Below are 15586 nucleotides of genomic sequence, written 5' to 3'. Positions count from 1 at the left end.
AAAAATAGCGTGAAACTCATAATGAGTAAATCGATAAATATATATTACCATTTAAGTAACCGTTGCTTTCCGCTCCAGCACTCGCTTTCCACGGGCGAGATCAAGCCTCCTCGTCGCTCATCCTTCGGTGCTCCTGTGTAGGCTGTAGCAAAGCGCGGAGGCTATGATATATACCTTTTACTATTCAAATGGTATTTTTAGGATGTATTTTTGCTCATTACAGCGTGAAATATTGTTCCCCTCATACAGATATCGTCACACTAAAAAAACGCTCTCACAAATGGTGAGAGCGATTTTGTTCGCTTCTTATAGCGGAATATTGCCGTGTTTTTTGTATGGACGGTCTTCGTGTTTTGTAGAAAGCATATCTAATGCTTGGATTAACTTAATACGTGTTTCGCGTGGATCGATTACATCGTCTACCATACCACGAGATGCTGCAACGTAAGGGTTTGCGAACTTCTCTTTGTACTCTTCGATTTTTTGAGCACGCGTTGCTTCTGGATCAGCCGATTTTGCGATTTCGCTAGCGTGAATGATGTTTGCTGCACCAGCAGCACCCATTACCGCGATTTCAGCGTTTGGCCAAGCGAATACTAAGTCCGCACCAATTGCTTTAGAGTTAAGCGCTACATATGCACCACCGTATGCTTTACGTAAAATCACTGTAATTTTTGGTACAGTTGCTTCTGAGTAAGCATAAAGGATTTTCGCACCGTGACGGATAATACCACCGTGCTCTTGTTTTACACCTGGGAAGAAGCCAGATACGTCTTCGAATGTAATTACAGGTACGTTGAACGCGTCACACGTACGTACGAAACGAGCTAATTTATCTGAAGAATCGATGTCTAAACCACCAGCTAAGAATTTTGGTTGGTTACATACAAGACCTACAGATTCACCCGCGATACGAGCGAAACCAACTACGATGTTTTTCGCGAATTCTTTTTGAACTTCCATAAATGAACCTTCGTCCACTACTAGCTCCACAACTTTACGCACATCGTACGATTTTGTTTGGTCGATTGGCACAACGTCTACAAGCTCTGAGCGATACTCATCTCCAGCAGTATATTCTGCTTTTGGTGCTTTTTCTTTGTTGTTTTGTGGTAAGTAAGATAATAATTGTTGGATTTGAGCAATCGCTGCTTCTTCGCTTTCAGCACGGAAGTGAGCGTTACCAGAAATCGCGTTGTGTACTTTTGAACCACCTAAACCTTCAGAAGAAATTTTCTCACCTGTTACTGTTTCGATTACTTTAGGACCAGTGATGAACATTTGAGACGTTTTATCTACCATTAAGATAAAGTCAGTGATTGCTGGAGAGTAAACTGCTCCACCCGCACATGGTCCCATGATTACTGAAATTTGCGGAATTACACCAGAATAAATAGAGTTACGGTAGAAAATATGACCATAACCGTCTAAAGAAAGTACGCCTTCCTGGATACGCGCACCGCCTGAATCGTTAATACCGATGAATGGTGTACCGTTTTTCGCAGCTAAGTCCATTGCTGTTGCAATTTTTTTCGCGTGCATTTCACCAAGTGCACCACCGAATACAGTGAAATCTTGTGCGAATAAGTATACGTTACGGCCGTTGATTTTACCGAAACCAGTTACTACACCATCACCAGGGCCTTCTAATTTTTCCATACCAAAGTCTACTGTACGGTGTGTGATGAATGGGTTAATCTCTACGAAAGTGCCTTCGTCAAGTAACATCTCGATACGCTCACGAGCAGTCATTTTGCCTTTTTCATGTTGTTTTTCGATACGAGCGTCACCACCACCTAATTCAATAATCCCTTTGCGGTCATATAGTTCATTAATTTTGTCAAACATATCTACAGTAAGTGCCATTATTTTTGCTCCCCTTTTCCACTTTTATCACATAATTCGTATAGTACACCGAAAGAGTCTTTCGGATGTAAGAACGCTACTTCAGCGCCGCCTGCACCAGGACCTGGTTCATCTGAAAGAAGGCGTACACCTTTTTCACGAAGTTCAGCCATGCGCTCACGGATCCCTGTAACACCAAATGCTACGTGATGAATGCCTTCACCGCGTTTTTCTAAGAAACCATGAATTGCACTTTTTTCACTCATTGGTTCTAAAAGCTCAATTTTTACGTTTCCAGCATCGATGAAAGCGACTTTCACTTGTTGAGATTCTACTTCTTCTAATTTTAAAAGTTTTAAACCAAGTGTTTCCGTATAATATGTAATACGTTCATCGATATTTCGCACTGCGATTCCAATGTGGTCTACTTTTTCCATTGTGTAAACTCCCCTTATAAATGGCTATATTGCCGCCTTGTATTAAGCGATAACTACTTGAGAATTTCTTTAAATTTGATACACTAAATAAAGAGAAAAGAAGGAGCGAATACGTATGAGCAATAAGAAATTTCAAAAAATCGTTGTCTATACAATGATTGTCATTATGTTAATTTCAACGATTGGACTAGGTTTAGCTGCTATTATGTAAGGTGGATGCGATGTTGCATCCATCTTTTTTATTACAACCCCTTAAAAGATTGCTTGATTGCTAAATACGCATCCATTTCCTCAATAAACTGGTACAATGCTGCCATAGCTCTAAATGTTTGATGGTCATTTGGTAATGGCATATTGGCGAACTCTATTTTTACTTCATTTAGTTTTTCTCTAAAATGACTAGCTGTATTGCCTGAATGAACATGTTCACTTAGCTCTTTCATAAAAACAGCGACTAATTCCGATTGTTGTACTATAACAGGTAGGGCAGTAATTTTCGGCAAAACACGTTCAATGATCTCCAGTTGTTGTTCCCGCATATCAAAATAGACATAATATGCATTTTTCTTACGTGTAAGATGATTTTCAACATCCTGGAAAGCAAGTGCTTTTGCCTTATTTAATATTTCAACAGCTTTTACAAGTTCATGACCATCCCAAAGCATATCCCCTTCCTTTAAATATTTCGCAATTTCAGAAAATATTTTTTTGTATAAGGATTCAATTTCTCTTCGGTACCAGTCAAGTTCCTTTTGAATATCTGGCATATACATATTCACTACTAAACCTACTGTATAGCCAATTGCCATTAATGCTAATTCATTATAGAAAAGGGCTAATGTAAAATGGGCTTCCGCATAAATGTGCATAATAATGACCGCACTGGAGACAAAACCTGCGATCACACCAACCGATACAATCGTTGGTATAAAAACGACAAGCATTATTCCGAGAATAACGGGGTTATATCCAAATATTTCGAAAAATACGTATGCAAGTATCATCGCGATAGCACTTGCTACGACACGTGTGTACACGGCATGAAGCGATTTCTTTTTTGTCGGTTGCACGCTCAAAACGGTTAAAATTCCTGCGGCAGTAAAAAAATCTAAGTTACAGTACTGCGCGATTGCTATCGCAACAGAAGCACCAAGCGCCGTCTTTAATGTACGATAGCCGATTGAAAATTTTTTCATCGACCGCTCTCCCTTTTTTTAACAGGAAGTGCAAATCCCGTCAAGAACGGGACTGCACCGGCGTTTTTATACTTCCTCGCAGTATTCTTCAAAGTAACCTTGTAAGTTCGTAACAACACTAACTGGATCATGTCCTTCAATCTCGTAACGTCCCACTTCTGCCACTACTTGACCATCTTTTAATAAGACAAATGATGGCGATGATGGTAAGTGATCTTCACCAAAAAGGTAACGAGCTGCTGCAGTCGCCTCTTTGTCTTGACCTGCAAATACTGTTACTAAATGGTCTGGACGCTTATCATAGTGAATCGCTGCACCAGCTGCTGGGCGAGCAATTCCCCCTGCACATCCACATACAGAGTTCACTAGAACAAGGGTTGTACCAGGACGTTCAAACGCCGCTTCCACCTCTTCAGGCGTACGTAATTGTTCGTAGCCCGCTGCTTCCATTTCAGCACGTGCTGTCGTTGTAATTTGTTGCATAAATAAATCGTAGTCCATATTCATCGATTCATCGCTCCTTTCACAATACCATTTTATCATAGCAAGTTCGTTCGAGCGTTGCAAAGGACTTCAGTTGCAGAATCGATTGTTTAATAACCAATTATCCTTATTTTTCATCAAATAATTGATTAACCCCTTGTGTCACAGTTAGTCGACCATTTAAAATGGCATCCTCTAACTCGCGAACTTGCACTTTACGTGACGGATTTTGGTAAAAGGAATCGATTAAGTGATCCGTAATCATCGTATGGAACCAATCACGTGTTTGCTCATGACGGCGTACTGTCCAATAATTCGATTTTTTAACCGTTTCCTCAAACGTCAACAGCATATTCCATACATCTTCCAAGCCCGTTTTTTCCATTGAGGACGCAGCAAGTGCTGTACTAACCCACCCTGGTGTGGACGGCTGTAGAAAGTGCAAAATTTGCTTATATTCTTGCATTGTTCTTCGTGCCGGACGTACATTATCACCATCTGCTTTATGCACTAAAATCCCGTCCGCTAATTCCATAATTCCTTTTTTCATGCCTTGTAGCTCGTCCCCTGCCCCTGTTAATACAAGTAGCAAAAAGAAGTCGACCATGCCACGTACATACGTCTCACTTTGTCCAACGCCAACCGTTTCAATTAAAATGACATCATAGCCGGCTGCTTCACAAATGAGCATCGTTTCACGTGTTTTCTTATGGACGCCACCCAGTGTACCTGCGGAAGGTGATGGACGAACGAATGCATTTTCTTGACGAACAAGCTCTTCCATACGCGTTTTATCGCCTAAAATACTCCCGCCAGATAATGAGGAACTTGGATCAATCGCAAGTACCGCTACTTTTTTGCCCATTTTACAGAGCATCGTCCCAAATGCCTCGATAAATGAAGATTTACCTGCACCTGGTACACCTGTAATGCCAATACGAATACTGTTACCTGTAAACGGTAGTAGCTCTTGTAGTAATGTTTGCCCCTGCTCCTTATGCTCAGCATTGGAGCTTTCGACAAGCGTAATCGCCTTGGAAAGCGAAGTACGTACACCGGCACGTACCTCACTTGCTAAAGCAGGGATATCAAGCTGTTCTTGCTTTTTTTTACGGAATCGTTTCGGGGCTGAGTGACTCATACCATCATGACCACCTTTCACGCCTTCCATGACAATTAAGCCTTTTTCTTCCATCCCTTTAAAGTATTCCATTAGTTTGCCACTTCCTCGTAGCCTAACTGTTTGTAGATTTCCTCAATTAATTTTTGAGCTGCTACTGGAATAACTGTACCAGGACCGAAGATTGCTTTTGCTCCAGCTTCATATAAGAAGTCATAGTCTTGTGCTGGGATTACACCACCACAAATGACAATGATATCTTCACGGCCTAATTTTTTCAGTTCAGCGACTAATTCTGGTACTAATGTTTTATGACCCGCTGCAAGTGAAGATACACCTACACAGTGTACGTCATTTTCTACAGCCATTTGAGCTGTTTCAGCTGGCGTCATAAATAGTGGAGAAATATCCACATCGAAACCAAGATCCGCATAAGCTGTGGCAACAACTTTTGCACCACGGTCGTGACCATCTTGTCCCATTTTTGCTACTAGAATACGTGGACGACGACCTTCGTTTTCTAAGAACTCTTCCGTCATTTGCTTTACTTCTGTGATTACCTCATCATCTGCAAAGTTTGATGAGTAAACGCCAGAAATTGAGCGGATTACCGCTTTATGACGACCTGATACTTTTTCGATTGCATCTGAAATTTCACCTAAAGATGCGCGAGCACGTGCAGCATCTACTGCTACAGCAAGTAAGTTCTCAGATCCATCTTCAGCTGCTTTTGTTAAGCGCGCTAAATGCTTTTGTACTTCCTCTTCGTTACGTTCTGCTTTCATTTTTTCTAAACGCTCGATTTGTTTTTGACGTACAACGGTATTATCAATGTCAAGAATATCGATTGGCTCCTCTTCTGCTAAACGGTATCGATTTACACCAACAATCGTTTCAGCTTTTGAGTCGATTTTCGCTTGGCGTTTCGCCGCAGCTTCTTCAACTTTCATTTTCGGTAAACCTGTATCGATCGCTTTTGCCATACCGCCAAGCTCTTCGATTTCTTCGATTAATTCCCATGCTTTTTCTTGTAGTTCTTCTGTTAATTTCTCCACGTAGTAAGAACCGCCCCATGGATCGATTACTTTCGTCATACCTGTTTCTTCTTGTAAGAATAGCTGTGTATTACGTGCAATACGCGCTGAGAAGTCTGTTGGTAAAGCGATCGCTTCGTCTAATGCGTTTGTGTGAAGTGACTGTGTATGCCCCATCGCAGCTGCGTTTGCTTCGATTAATGTACGCGCTACGTTGTTGAATGGATCTTGCTCTGTTAAAGACCATCCAGACGTTTGAGAGTGCGTACGTAATGCTAAAGATTTTGAACTCTTTGGCTCGAATGTCGACATCATTTGTGCCCAAATACGACGACCTGCGCGCATTTTTGCTACTTCCATGTAGTAGTTCATACCAATTGCCCAGAAGAAAGATAAACGCGGTGCAAATTTGTCGATGTCGATACCGGCTTTAAGACCTGTACGTACATACTCAAGACCATCTGCAAGCGTGTAACCAAGCTCGATGTCGTTTGTCGCGCCTGCTTCTTGGATATGGTAACCCGAAATGGAAATCGAGTTGAATTTTGGCATGAATTTTGATGTGTATTCAAAAATGTCAGCGATAATTTTCATCGACATTGCTGGTGGGTAAATGTACGTATTACGTACCATATACTCTTTTAAAATGTCATTTTGGATTGTACCTGCAAGTTTATCTGGTGTTACCCCTTGCTCTTCCGCTGCAATAATATAAAATGCAAGAACTGGTAATACTGCACCGTTCATTGTCATCGATACAGACATTTGGTCAAGTGGAATCCCATCAAATAAAATCTTCGCATCTTCTACAGAGTCAATCGCAACCCCAGCTTTACCAACATCACCTGTTACACGTGGGTGATCTGAGTCATAGCCACGGTGTGTCGCTAAGTCGAATGCTACTGAAAGACCTTTTTGCCCCATCGCTAAGTTACGACGATAAAATGCATTCGATTCCTCTGCTGTTGAGAAACCTGCATATTGACGTACTGTCCAAGGACGAGCTACGTACATCGTTGGGTAAGGTCCACGTGTATTTGGTGCGATACCCGCTACGTCTTGTGTATGTTTTACATCTTTAATATCTTCTGCACTGTATACAGATTTTACTTCGATGCCTTCATTCGTTAAAAATGTGCCATTTGCTTCTACTTGTTCTGCCTTTAGCACGTCCTCGATCACAACTGATTTAAAGTTTGCGCTCATCGTTGTACCTCCTTCATGCTAGCAGTTACAGCATTTAGTTTTTCAATGATGTTTTGACCAGCGAAGATAAAGCCGTTCAAGCCTTGTGCTGTCCAAGTATCTGCTTCTTCTTTAAACTTACCTGCTGCATCTAACACGATATGAGCTGGCTTGTCTTCCAATAATGCAGGGACTAACGCTTTTGTATCATCGTCTGTTGCTGCTATACATACGTAATTGAAATCTGCTTGTGCTAACCAAGCTTTTGCTGCATCGATTGTATCGATTGCACCTGATTGTTCTGGTGTAATACCCGCTGTATTAAAGAAGCCTGCTACAAAGTCTGCACGTGGCTTGAAGTTCTTTAATTCACCGAATGTTAAAATGGCAATTTTAGCATTCGCTGCTGCAAATTCTTTACGTAAGTTTTCAAATGGAATCGCTAAACGTTTTACATCTGTAAATTGTACATTCTCTTCTGTTGGTAGTTCATCTGCTGGATTTGCGTAGATGTTCGTCCCAATTAGTGAATGCTTACGTGTTTCAACTGCTTTAATACGTTGTGCATAAACGTCTGCAATTTGTGCTGCTAACGTATCTGCATATGCATCAATACCGCCTGCTTCTTCAATTTCTAAGAATAGCGCCCAAGCCGCTTTTACGTAATCTGCTGTTAATGATTCGATGAAATATGAACCGCCTGCTGGATCTAATACATTCAACACTTGCGATTCTTCATTAATGACTAATAGTACATTTTGTGCAATACGTGTTGATGTAGTAGTTGGTTTTGATAACACATCATGTGGATGCACTGTAAATACATCAGCACCACCAATTGCGCCAGCAAATGCCTCGTTTCCAGCACGTAATAAGTTTACATAAACGTCTACTTTTGAGAAGCTACGTACGGATGTTTCAGCGACAATCGGTACAGCGATGGCTTCTGCACCAACCCCATTTGCAAACGCTTTCCATAGCACTTTAAAAGCGCGAAGTTTAGCGATTTCTGCAAAGAATTGTGTATCAATAGCAAAGTTGACGAAAAACTTAGAAGCAAACGCTTCATAAGATGCAGCCGCTTTTACTTGTTTTGCCGCAAGTGCTAATGCAATCGCTAACTCTTGTACAGCATTTGCACCATCGTTATGATATGGTACTGTGTTTGCTACCGAAGTTCGTACATTTGGATAGTCTGCTAAATCAATTGCATCGTTGCTTAAGATATAGCCTTCGACATTCGTACGTTTGCCTTCTTCGATTGCGTTGAACACGGCTAAAATTGGGTCATTTGCGTTTTCAACAATAAATTTAAACGAATATTCTGTTAAATAACTCGACAATTTAGCAATTATTTGCTCATCTAACGCGAATGGTAAACGGCTATCAATTGTAATTACTTTGTTGCCGCGTGCTAAGCTGTCGTCTAAATGCGCGAAAAATTTCTCTGGTGAATCGCCTGTGATTTGTTGTGCGATTTGTAATCCATTCGTTGCCGATAACGTACGGATTGTCGCTACTTGTTTCTCAAGCTGCTCCCCTAATTTTTCTACAAGCATTTCTTGTGTATAAAGTGGCTCAAGTGTAACCCCTTCGATTGTTTTTGTGAACAATGACTCAAATGGTTTTCCTTTTAAAGCAGCAATTGCCTGCTCTTTCCATTGTTCATAACTAGCTGCCGGAAATTGTATTTCTTTCATGTTAGTTGACATGTGGACGCTAATTAGCTTCCCCCCTTACTATATTCTACAATGTATTTTACATGAGAAAGTGCTTACAATAAAGTATAAAAATTAAAGGAAGCCTATATTTATAGGCTTCCTGGCAGTTGTCAGTAGACTGACATCTTATTTTTATCCGTGTTTTCGAGTATTTCTTTTACTCTTTTCAGAAAATTACCGCAAATAAGTCCATCGAGTACTCGATGATCTAATGATAAACAAAGATTGACTATATCACGTATCGCAAGCATATTTCCACCAATTACTACCTGTTTTTTTACAATACTTTCCACCTGTAGTATAGCAGCTTGTGGATAATTAATAATACCTGCTGACTGAATTGAGCCAAACGAACCTGTATTATTGATGGTGAAAGTTCCGTCCGAAACATGCTCAGGACGTAGGTTTTTAGTTCTTGCCAGCTGTGAAAGTTCATGAATTTCACGCGCTATTCCTTTTATTGACTTTTCATCAGCGTGTTTTATAACAGGGACAAATAATTGATCATCTGCTGCGACCGCAATGGACATATGAATATCCTTTTTTTGAATGATTTTGTCTCCTGCCCATGTGGAATTGATCATCGGGAATTCCTTTAATGCCTGTGCCACTGCTTTGATGAAAAATGCAAAATACGTTAAATTGTAGCCTTCTTGTCGCTTAAACTCCTCTTTTAGGGCATCACGATATGCAACTAATTCTGTTACATCTACTTCGATCATCATCCATGCATGAGGGATCTCTTGCTTACTGCGCACCATATTATTTGCAATCGCTCGTCGTACGCTTGTAATCGGTAGTTCAATATCTCCACTTTTTAAAGCTGTTTGTTCTTTTCGTAATGGTACGTTTTGCTGCACCTCTTGCTGTACTTCAAGCGCAGCTGGTGTTGGCACAGGTTCACTTTGTTGTTGGCCAGTATTGATTATGGCTAATACATCTTTTCGTGTAATCCGCCCTTCAAACCCTGTACCTTCCATCTTTTCTAAATCAACCGCATATTCTGCGGCAAGCTTCAATACAGCTGGTGAATAGCGTGCCTTCATTTTCGGCTCACGTAGTTCCCTTTTTGAGGATGGTTCTTCTTTTTTAGGCAGCGGTTTATGCACTCCTGCATTTAAAATAGCGGCAGAAACATTAGATTTTTTTGTTTCCGGTGCAGTTGGTAGTTCATCGCTACTTTCAATTTGAACGGTACAAACAACCGCCCCTACTGGAAGTGTCTCACCTTCAACAGCAATTAACTCTTGAATAATGCCACTAAAGGACGAGGGAATTTCTGCTTGCACCTTATCTGTCAGGACTTCTGCCAATGGATCGTATTTATTTACGCGGTCTCCCACTTTTACAAGCCAACGTTCAATCGTGCCTTCTGTGACACTTTCCCCAAGCTGAGGCATCGTAATGTTTTGAATCATAACGCTCTCCTCCTAAAATGCAGCAAGTTGACGCATTGCTCGCTCAATTTTGTCTGGACTAATCATATAAAATTTCTCCATCGTTGGCGCATATGGCATCGCTGGTACATCCGGTCCAGCTAAGCGTTGAATGGGTGCGTCTAGTTCAAACAAACAATGTTCTGCAATAATGGCCGCAACCTCACTCATAATGCTTCCTTCCTTATTGTCTTCGGTCACTAGCAGTACTTTCCCTGTTTTAGATGCCGCTTCAATAATCGCTGCTTGATCGAGTGGATAAACCGTTCGCAAATCGAGAATATGTGCTTCTATTCCATCGGTTGCTAGCCTTTCTGCTGCCTGCATCGCAAAATGAACAGTTAACCCATAAGTAATAACCGTGATGTCATCTCCCTCACGTTTTACATCTGCCTTGCCAATTGGTAGCGTATAGTCTTCCAGTGGGACTTCCCCTTTAATTAATCGGTATGCTTTTTTATGCTCAAAAAACAACACAGGGTCCTCATCTCGAATGGCTGCCTTTAGTAACCCTTTTGCATCATAAGGAGTTGATGGAATCACAATTTTCAAACCTGGTGTACCAGCAAATAGCGCTTCTACTGACTGTGAATGGTAAAGTGCACCATGGATTCCCCCTCCAAATGGAGCGCGAACGACAAGTGGACACGACCAATCATTATTCGAACGATATCTAATTTTCGCCGCTTCTGACACAATTTGATTGACAGCCGGCATTATAAAATCAGCAAACTGCATTTCAGCAATCGGGCGCATCCCATACATCGCTGCACCAATGGCTACACCTGCAATTGCACTTTCAGCAAGTGGTGTATCTAACACACGTGCCTCGCCAAACTGTTCATATAATCCTACCGTTGCTTTAAATACGCCACCCTTGCGTCCGACATCTTCTCCTAAAATAAAGACGCGCTCATCAGACGCCATCTCCTCTTTCATCGCTAAATTAATGGCCTCAATAAAAGACATTACTGGCATTAGACGTCACTCCCTTCTGCATACACAAATCTGAGTGCATGTTCTGGTGTTGCATACGGTGCAGCTTCTGCATAATCTGTCGCATCATTCACGATTTCTAGTATTCTTTCATTTATCTCCTGCAAGCTTTCAACTGTTGCTACATCGGTTTCCATTAAATACTTTTCAAATAATAGAATCGGGTCTTGTGCACGCCCTTCTTCAATATCCTCTGCCGTACGATATTGACGATGATCGTCATCAGAAGAGTGGGCTGTTAAGCGAAATGTTACGGTTTCGATTAAGCTCGGCCCTTCGCCTTTTCTAGCTCTATCTGCCGCCTCTTTCACTACTTTATATACTTCTAACGGATTTTTCCCATCTACTGTAACCCCAGGCATCCCATAACCAATCGCACGATCGGATACTTTCTTACATGCTAATTGCCGTTCAACAGGTACCGAAATAGCGTATTGGTTATTTTCAACCATAATAATGACAGGTAATTTATGAACACCTGCAAAGTTTGCACCTTCGTGGAAATCGCCTTGATTGGACGAGCCTTCTCCCAGTGTGACAAATGTGATAAAATCTTCACGCTGCATTTTCCCTGCAAGTGCTACCCCTACAGCATGTGGTACTTGTGTCGTAACAGGTGAAGAACCTGTTAAAATACGATTTTTCTTTTGACCAAAGTGCCCAGGCATTTGACGCCCCCCAGAGTTTGGGTCTTCAGCTTTTGCAAAAGCCGACAGCATTAAATCCCGTGCTGTCATTCCAAAGTGAAGCACAACGCCCATATCGCGATAATACGGCGCAATATAGTCTTTTGTATAATCAAGTGCAAATGCTGCCCCTACCTGCGCTGCCTCTTGACCTTGACATGAAATAACAAACGGAATTTTTCCTGCACGGTTCAATAGCCACATCCGCTCGTCTAATCGCCTTGCTAATAGCATTGTTTCGTACATTTTACATACATCCTCATTTGTCAAACCTAAACTACTATGATGTAACATTTCTGTCATACGAACATCCCCTCTCGTAGTTAAAAATGGATAGCCTTCCCTTCAATAGCAAGTGCTGCTTCACCTAACACTTCACTCAGTGATGGATGCGGGTGAATAGTCGCGCCCATCTCCCAAGGTGTTGCATTTAAAAATAAGCTCAGTGCCGCTTCTGAAATTAAATCTGTCGCGTGAGGACCAATGAGATGAACACCTAACAAATCATTTGTGTGACGATCCGCAATTACCTTGGCAAACCCTTCCGCTTCTCCATAGACAAGCGCCTTTCCAATTGCTTTAAATGGGAATGTAGCCACTTTCGTTTCAAACCCTTGCTCCTGTGCCTGCATTTCTGTTAAGCCAACACTCGCAATCTCTGGGTGCCCATACACACAGCGAGCTATATTGGAATAATGTAGTGCTTCATTTTTTAATCCAGCTATATGCTCTACCGCTCGCATCCCTTCATATGAGGCAACATGTGCGAGTTGCATGCCACCGATCACATCTCCGATTGCATAAATATGATGCTCTTTCGTTTGAAAATGTGCATTGACTTTTATGCAAGCGTTTTCAATTTCGATTTCAGTATTTTCTAAGCCAATGTTTTCAATATTTGCTGTACGACCAATGGATAGCAACATTTTTTCAGCTGTCAATACTTCTCCTGTTTTTAGCGAACATGTAACTTCTTTAGTCGAAACTTCGATTGTGCTCGTATCGATGATTGCACTAGTAAAAATACGAATATTGCGTCTTTTTAATAGTTTTGTCATTTCCGAGGAAATATCTACGTCCTCCGTAGGTAAAATACGCTCTCCATATTCTACAATGGTCACTGCGACGTCAAAATCAGCAAGCAACGATGCCCATTCAATGCCGATTACACCCCCACCGACAATGATGATTGATTTCGGTAACGTCTTTAATTGTAATGCCTCATCTGATGTGATAATCGTTTGTCCGTCAACATCTACCCCATCCAACATGCGCGGGCGTGATCCCGTTGCAACGATGACGTTTTTCGGTATAAGCATTTCATTGTCTGTACCGTCCTGCATTTCCACACTAATCGTCCCTGGCAATGGTGAAAAAATGGATGGTCCTAAAATACGCCCTGTTCCGTGATAAACGTCTATTTTCCCCTTCTGTATTAAATGCTGAACACCATTATAAAGTTGCTCAACGATTTGTTGTTTTCGATGTTGTACCTTTTCAAAGTTTAATGTAACTCCTGCCACATCAACCCCGTAACTATGCGCTTTTTTCGATTGGCTATAAATTTCTGCGCTTCTTAATAGCGCTTTACTTGGAATACATCCTTTGTGAAGGCACGTACCACCAAGCTTATCACGTTCCACAATTGCTGCTTTTAACCCTAACTGCGAAGCACGAATGGCTGCCACATATCCACCTGTCCCGCCACCTAAAATGACCACATCATATTCTTTTGCCATATACATCCCCCTTAAGACAGGGGAAGTGAAGTATACTTCACTCCCACTATGAACTATCTATCACCTAGAATGCTTTTCTCATTTCGTAAAAACTGACTACGTGACTTTGCAACTCTGACAATGCGTTGTTCAGCTAAACGGTTTGCTGCAATATATGTTGGAATATTTTCTTCTTTTGAAATAGCAAAGATCTTTATTAAGCTGTCATAAATCGTTTCTACACGTTTCATTGCACGGTCACGGTTATAACCGTAAAGCTCATCCGCTACGTTAATCACCCCGCCAGCATTAATTACATAATCAGGTGCATAGAGAATACCTTGCTCATGTAAAATATCGCCATGGCGTGATTCTTTTAATTGATTATTCGCAGAGCCAGCGATGATTTTCACTTTCAGTTGCGAAATCGTTTCATCATTAATAATTCCACCTAATGCACAAGGCGCAAAAATATCGACATCCTGTTCATAAATTTCATGTGGCGCTACTCGTATAGCACCAAACTTCTCTACTACGCGATCAATCGCTTTTTCATTAATATCGGTTACAATGAGTTCGGCACCGTCATTATATAAATACTCACACAATGTATACGCAACATTTCCTAAACCTTGTACAGCAATTTTTCTCCCGCTTAAACTTTCACTACCAAACGCTTCTAGTGCAGCTGCTTTCATCCCTAAGTACACACCATATGCCGTTACAGGGGATGGGTTTCCAGATGAACCGAATGCTGGTGAAATCCCTGTTACATAATTTGTTTCTTCATGAATGATATCCATATCAGAAACCGTTGTCCCTACATCTTCCGCTGTGATATAGCGACCATTCAACCCTTGAATAAATCGCCCTAATGCACGAAACATTTCTTCATTTTTATCTTTAAATGGATCACCGATAATGACCGTTTTCCCACCACCAAGATTTAACCCGGCTGCGGCATTTTTATATGTCATGCCCCGTGCAAGACGTAATGCATCTTCAATCGCTTCTTCTTCAGACGCATATGTCCACATACGACAGCCACCTAGTGCCGGACCTAACGTTGTATCATGAATGGCGATAATTGCTTTTAAGCCCGATTCTTGATCTTGACAAATCACAAGCTGCTCATAATCGTATTTTTCCATGTACTTAAAAATCTCCATATACTTATACCCTCCTTAATAAAATCTTCAAAACTTACTCGAATTAAATTATTTTTTCTACTTTATGTAGAGGACATACTTATAAAGCAATAATAATTTGCCTTATAAATTTACAATACTTTCTATTGGGAATGAACGCAAATAAAAATACACAAAAGTCTTTTATTAAGAATATTCTAATTTTTCAAAACTTATTAGATGTCATTTTAGTAGAAAGAGAAAGTGGTCGATTCTTGACTTTCACTATGACCATTGTACAATGAAATTATGATTAGGAGGGTTTTTGTATGGCTCGTATGGCAGCGTTTATCGTTCTATTAATTCCCGGCTTAATGGCTGCTGCTGGAATTAAATTTATGCGTGATACGTTATTCAGTAATTTAATTTCCCCATTTCCTTGGCTTTGGTTACAATTCGTTGTCGGGATTATTTTCTTCTTAGCCGGCTTCGGTTTCTTTGCGGGCTTCCTACTTCACCGTGATCGTAAAAAAGGGAAAGTAGCACCACGATGGCAACGTAAACCTACATCTCAAGATTAAAAAGACACATCTCGACCTTGA

General features: G+C 41.0%; 14 protein-coding genes. 2 read left to right on the top strand and 12 right to left on the bottom strand.

What is annotated here, in order from left to right; genetic code table 11:
• Positions 1-306: 306 nt before the first annotated feature.
• Entirely contained in the window at positions 307-1866 is a 1560-nt protein-coding gene (locus AAGS61_RS12085; RefSeq protein WP_391371993.1) for an acyl-CoA carboxylase subunit beta, read from the bottom strand.
• On the bottom strand, positions 1866-2282 hold the full coding sequence (gene mce, locus AAGS61_RS12080; protein ID WP_391371990.1) for a methylmalonyl-CoA epimerase: 417 nt from the start codon (positions 2280-2282) through the stop codon (positions 1866-1868). Before mce ends, AAGS61_RS12085 begins: the two co-directional genes overlap by 1 nt.
• A gap of 115 nt (positions 2283-2397) precedes the next feature.
• On the opposite strand from mce, the gene prli42 reads away from it, so the two are divergent.
• Entirely contained in the window at positions 2398-2493 is a 96-nt protein-coding gene (gene prli42 / locus AAGS61_RS12075) for a stressosome-associated protein Prli42 (RefSeq protein ID WP_391371987.1), read from the top strand.
• A 31-nt stretch (positions 2494-2524) separates the two neighbouring features.
• On the opposite strand, the gene AAGS61_RS12070 is transcribed toward prli42, so the two are convergent.
• From AAGS61_RS12070 to AAGS61_RS12025, 10 genes are all read right to left on the bottom strand, one after another.
• Positions 2525-3478 (bottom strand): aromatic acid exporter family protein, encoded by a 954-nt coding sequence (locus AAGS61_RS12070; RefSeq protein WP_391371984.1) that lies wholly within the window; start codon positions 3476-3478, stop codon positions 2525-2527.
• A 66-nt stretch (positions 3479-3544) separates the two neighbouring features.
• Positions 3545-3985 carry a BrxA/BrxB family bacilliredoxin gene (locus tag AAGS61_RS12065; RefSeq protein WP_391371981.1) on the bottom strand — a complete coding sequence of 147 codons (441 nt, stop codon included), beginning with the start codon at positions 3983-3985 and terminating at the stop codon, positions 3545-3547.
• 103 nt (positions 3986-4088) lie between these two features.
• Positions 4089-5174 (bottom strand): methylmalonyl Co-A mutase-associated GTPase MeaB, encoded by a 1086-nt coding sequence (gene meaB, locus AAGS61_RS12060; RefSeq protein WP_391371978.1) that lies wholly within the window; start codon positions 5172-5174, stop codon positions 4089-4091.
• Positions 5174-7321 carry a methylmalonyl-CoA mutase gene (scpA, locus tag AAGS61_RS12055; protein WP_391371975.1) on the bottom strand — a complete coding sequence of 716 codons (2148 nt, stop codon included), beginning with the start codon at positions 7319-7321 and terminating at the stop codon, positions 5174-5176. The genes meaB and scpA overlap by 1 nt, the downstream gene beginning before the upstream one ends.
• Complete coding sequence (locus AAGS61_RS12050; protein ID WP_391371972.1) at positions 7318-9012, bottom strand: methylmalonyl-CoA mutase family protein; 1695 nt, start codon at positions 9010-9012, stop codon at positions 7318-7320. The genes scpA and AAGS61_RS12050 overlap by 4 nt, the downstream gene beginning before the upstream one ends.
• Positions 9013-9131: 119 nt before the next feature.
• On the bottom strand, positions 9132-10439 hold the full coding sequence (locus AAGS61_RS12045) for a dihydrolipoamide acetyltransferase family protein (protein ID WP_391371969.1): 1308 nt from the start codon (positions 10437-10439) through the stop codon (positions 9132-9134).
• 12 nt (positions 10440-10451) lie between these two features.
• The gene (locus tag AAGS61_RS12040; RefSeq protein ID WP_391371966.1) at positions 10452-11435 is read right to left on the bottom strand and encodes an alpha-ketoacid dehydrogenase subunit beta; all 984 of its coding nucleotides are present in this window, start codon (positions 11433-11435) and stop codon (positions 10452-10454) included.
• The gene (locus AAGS61_RS12035) at positions 11435-12442 is read right to left on the bottom strand and encodes a thiamine pyrophosphate-dependent dehydrogenase E1 component subunit alpha (RefSeq protein WP_391371964.1); all 1008 of its coding nucleotides are present in this window, start codon (positions 12440-12442) and stop codon (positions 11435-11437) included. The genes AAGS61_RS12040 and AAGS61_RS12035 overlap by 1 nt, the downstream gene beginning before the upstream one ends.
• A 20-nt stretch (positions 12443-12462) precedes the next feature.
• Positions 12463-13878, bottom strand: coding sequence for a dihydrolipoyl dehydrogenase (lpdA, locus tag AAGS61_RS12030; protein ID WP_391371961.1), 1416 nt, complete (start codon positions 13876-13878; stop codon positions 12463-12465).
• A gap of 53 nt (positions 13879-13931) precedes the next feature.
• Entirely contained in the window at positions 13932-15026 is a 1095-nt protein-coding gene (locus AAGS61_RS12025; RefSeq protein WP_391371958.1) for a Leu/Phe/Val dehydrogenase, read from the bottom strand.
• Between the two features lie 287 nt (positions 15027-15313).
• Between AAGS61_RS12025 and AAGS61_RS12020 the strand changes: the two genes are divergently transcribed.
• The gene (locus AAGS61_RS12020; protein ID WP_391371955.1) at positions 15314-15565 is read left to right on the top strand and encodes a DUF2627 domain-containing protein; all 252 of its coding nucleotides are present in this window, start codon (positions 15314-15316) and stop codon (positions 15563-15565) included.
• Positions 15566-15586: the final 21 nt, after the last annotated feature.

The organism is Lysinibacillus sp. KU-BSD001, from assembly GCF_042920265.1.
GTDB lineage: Bacteria > Bacillota > Bacilli > Bacillales_A > Planococcaceae > Lysinibacillus_B.
Note: the sequence above shows the minus strand (reverse complement) of the source record. Positions and strands in the feature narration are given on the sequence as shown.

Coding starts and splice junctions, on each gene's coding strand:
- AAGS61_RS12085 (WP_391371993.1), bottom strand. CDS start 1,866: ATGGCACTTACTGTAGATATGTTTGACAAAATTAATGAACTATATGAC.
- mce (WP_391371990.1), bottom strand. CDS start 2,282: ATGGAAAAAGTAGACCACATTGGAATCGCAGTGCGAAATATCGATGAA.
- prli42 (WP_391371987.1), top strand. CDS start 2,398: ATGAGCAATAAGAAATTTCAAAAAATCGTTGTCTATACAATGATTGTC.
- AAGS61_RS12070 (WP_391371984.1), bottom strand. CDS start 3,478: ATGAAAAAATTTTCAATCGGCTATCGTACATTAAAGACGGCGCTTGGT.
- AAGS61_RS12065 (WP_391371981.1), bottom strand. CDS start 3,985: ATGAATATGGACTACGATTTATTTATGCAACAAATTACAACGACAGCA.
- meaB (WP_391371978.1), bottom strand. CDS start 5,174: ATGGAATACTTTAAAGGGATGGAAGAAAAAGGCTTAATTGTCATGGAA.
- scpA (WP_391371975.1), bottom strand. CDS start 7,321: ATGAGCGCAAACTTTAAATCAGTTGTGATCGAGGACGTGCTAAAGGCA.
- AAGS61_RS12050 (WP_391371972.1), bottom strand. CDS start 9,012: ATGTCAACTAACATGAAAGAAATACAATTTCCGGCAGCTAGTTATGAA.
- AAGS61_RS12045 (WP_391371969.1), bottom strand. CDS start 10,439: ATGATTCAAAACATTACGATGCCTCAGCTTGGGGAAAGTGTCACAGAA.
- AAGS61_RS12040 (WP_391371966.1), bottom strand. CDS start 11,435: ATGCCAGTAATGTCTTTTATTGAGGCCATTAATTTAGCGATGAAAGAG.
- AAGS61_RS12035 (WP_391371964.1), bottom strand. CDS start 12,442: ATGACAGAAATGTTACATCATAGTAGTTTAGGTTTGACAAATGAGGAT.
- lpdA (WP_391371961.1), bottom strand. CDS start 13,878: ATGGCAAAAGAATATGATGTGGTCATTTTAGGTGGCGGGACAGGTGGA.
- AAGS61_RS12025 (WP_391371958.1), bottom strand. CDS start 15,026: ATGGAGATTTTTAAGTACATGGAAAAATACGATTATGAGCAGCTTGTG.
- AAGS61_RS12020 (WP_391371955.1), top strand. CDS start 15,314: ATGGCTCGTATGGCAGCGTTTATCGTTCTATTAATTCCCGGCTTAATG.